The organism is Mycobacterium sp. (genome assembly GCF_052144515.1).
Lineage (GTDB): Bacteria > Actinomycetota > Actinomycetes > Mycobacteriales > Mycobacteriaceae > Mycobacterium.
Genome location: NZ_JBKQQD010000262.1, coordinates 1 through 2,922, shown reverse-complemented (window position 1 = coordinate 2,922; position 2,922 = coordinate 1). Strand labels below are relative to the sequence as shown.

Below are 2,922 nucleotides of genomic sequence, written 5' to 3'. Positions count from 1 at the left end.
TGCGGTGCAGCCGTGACTTTCCAGGCGTTGGCGGTTTGGGCGATGGCCGTCCCTAGGCCAGCCGGCCCCGTGGTAGTCGCCGGTGGCGAGATGAACGGAGTCACCCTTGACGCATCGGCCGCGGCGCGGGCGTAAGCGTACATGGCGTCGGCGTCCTGGACCCACATCCGTTCGTACTCGGCATCGAGGTCCGCGATCGCCGGGCTGTCGTGACCCAAGGAGTTTGTCATGGCCAGCGATCTCCGTCGCGCGCGGTTGACGTGGATGTCCGGTGGGGGCACCATCGCCGCAAACGTCGAGTCATGGGCGCCCGCCGCCGCTGCAGCCTGGTTGGCCACGCGCTCAGCTCGTGTGGCGGTGGCATTGAGCCAATCTATATACGGTGTCGCGGCTTGTGTCATTGCCGTTGTCGCTGGGTCCTCCCATCTCGCCGCGAGTTTTGCGGTCACCGCCCTGTAGTCCGCCGCCGCGGTGTACAGCCGGGTGGCCAACCGCTCCCAAGCCGCGGCGGCCTCCATAATCGATCCCGCGCCGGGACCTGCATGCATTCGCTCGGAATTCGTTTCCGGCGGGAGAGTTCCGAAATCCATGGCTATCCCTCTCGATCTGCAAGGGATCGGGTGGTTGGGTCGTCTGCGTCGCCCGGCGGCGCCAACCTCTTCGAGTGTGGCGGTGTGAGATGTGCTCGAGGACATGGACTTCTCCTTCAAAACATGGGCATAGGGAAACCGACGCTTGTCGGTTGTCGTGAGCAGCGTGTGATTCGGCGCAAGCCGATTCAGGTGGATTCCGTCGATCGTCTTGTCGCGTCGCAGCATTGACGCGAGATCAGCTCACAGAAAGGCAAAAGGCCGAGTTAGACGGCACGAATAAACTGGCGCTGACCTATCAGCGACGCGTGACGCAAAGCTGGGTCAAAATGTCTTGCCCTGCAATGGCAGCCGCGGGTGCACCGGAGCCAGACCGAGACCCCAGGGTGGGCGCCCAAGCGGTCTCCCAAAGTGAAAGGGTCACCGACCAGGGCGACCAGACCAATTGCGGCGCCACGCGCGCCCAGGTCGGCGGCCGATCGCGCGTCATCCACGCGTTTTTAGTCGGTTTGTGATTTGTCGGTGAGGAGCCCTGTGAAAACCGCAGAACGCCATGGCTCATGGGCTGGGAGCCAACAGCGAATCGCGCTCGGTGCACATGCAAGCCGACACTCGGGGTGGCGTGCGACCACGCCGCCGGCTGCGGTGGTGCAGCGATACCGTGCGCGGACCGCAACGCCCAGCCTGTGGTGACGGCAGTGAACATACTCAGCGCGGCAACCACGGCGATGGCCAACTGCCATCGTCGGGATTTACCAGCGCTCCGCAAATTCACAGTGGCCCGACTTTACAACAACGCTGCTTATGAGCGGCCTTCTGAAGCTGTGAAAACGGTCAGAGGATTCGTAAAGAATCCTGAGCCGCTCGCTCGACGCAATCGCCTCCGCACCGGTTTAGCGACGATTGCTAGTCCGCCACCGATGAAGATGTGACAACGATCAAAGGAATTGCCATTTCGGGCGGGAGTGGCCGCACCGTGAAAACCGATGAGGCGAGCCGTTTCCGGGGGCTCGTGGGCGGTCGCCTGCACCGCCGCGTCGCCGGTGCAGAGACAACGACATCGCCGATTCGGAGTAGGTCCCGTGGGCTCACCGGACCGAAGACCTCAGGAGGATATGTGTTGTCTGGAAATAAGGCGTACTTGGGTTTCGTGGCAAATCGATCACTCGGACCCCGGTGAGTGCCCCCAGCTCTTGTAAGGCGGTGGCGAATTGTCTCGGGCGGGTCGGTTACTGATCGTGGGCCATTAAGGAAATCATCCAGGGTGTCTGCTGTGGCGACTGCGCCGTCGGTGTCGGTCAGTGTGGCCGACAACCCGCCCTCCGTCCGTCCACTGTAGCGATTGGCGCGGTGGCGAGCGATCAGCAATCTTGGGTCACGAAGCCTCCGACCGTAGCTACGAGAGTCACCGACCGGGCGACCAAGGCGACACCTTAAGTCACTGTGCACGAAATTCACAGGGTGTGAGCATTTTTGGCAGTGAACGGCGGCTTACCCTGGTCTGGTCGCTCAGTGTCGCCTCATCGGGAGGGGACAGGTGACGGTCCTGCGAGGACGGAATCCATGTTGAATTGTGTTGTGCGCGAATTCGGTGGCGGAGGCGGGGCAGGTCATAACGACGCATTGACGCTGCGCGCGTGTGGGCCGGTAACGAAATGCCAAAAAAGCCGGGCCGTTTCGATTGGCAGCCGCTGAATCATTGATGAGTCCAATGCAAACCGATCCCCTCTGCGTTTTTCGGGTGGCTTGATGGCTACGCCAAGATCGTCCGTGAAAGGTAATTACCGCATGGCATGTAGGCATCGCATCGCGGATTGGGATCCAGAAGACGCCGTGGCCTGGTGCGCGGGCAATAACAGGATCGCCCATCGCAACCTGATCTGGTCGAACGTGAGCGTGCACGTCGCCTTCTCGATCTGGTACCTCTGGTCGGTGCTGGTGCTGTTCATGCCGCAGTCCGTCTACGGCTTTTCGACCGGCGACAAGCTGCTGCTGGCCGCCACCGCAACACTGGTCGGGGCGGTCGTGCGCATCCCCTACGCGATGGCCACCACCAAGTTCGGTGGCCGCAACTGGGCTATGTTCTCGTCGCTCGTGCTCTTGATCCCCACCGCCGGGGCCATCGCGTTACTAGCCCATCCGGGCCTGCCATTGTGGCCCTATCTGGTGTGTGCCGCGTTGACCGGATTAGGTGGCGGCAACTACGCGGCGTCGCTGGCCAACGCCGAAGCCTTCTATCCGCAGCGACTCAAGGGCTTAGCGCTAGGTCTCACGGGTGGCATCTCCAACCTCGGGTCGGCGGTCATCCAGGTGGTCGGACTCATCGTGCTGG

2 protein-coding genes and 1 pseudogene are annotated in these 2,922 nt (G+C 62.4%); 1 reads left to right on the top strand and 2 read right to left on the bottom strand.

What is annotated here, in order from left to right; genetic code table 11:
- Together ACLP9N_RS17540 and ACLP9N_RS17535 are read right to left on the bottom strand one after the other, a co-directional pair.
- A partial coding sequence (locus ACLP9N_RS17540) for a PPE family protein (RefSeq protein WP_442408615.1) occupies nucleotides 1-590 on the bottom strand: 590 nt, incomplete at its 3' end.
- A 906-nt stretch (nucleotides 591-1,496) separates the two neighbouring features.
- A pseudogene (locus ACLP9N_RS17535) lies at nucleotides 1,497-1,694 on the bottom strand (alkaline phosphatase family protein); the annotation flags it as partial.
- 684 nt (nucleotides 1,695-2,378) lie between these two features.
- Between ACLP9N_RS17535 and ACLP9N_RS17530 the strand changes: the two are divergent.
- Nucleotides 2,379-2,922, top strand: a 544-nt coding sequence (locus ACLP9N_RS17530) for an MFS transporter (protein ID WP_442408614.1), incomplete at its 3' end; no start/stop codon positions are given.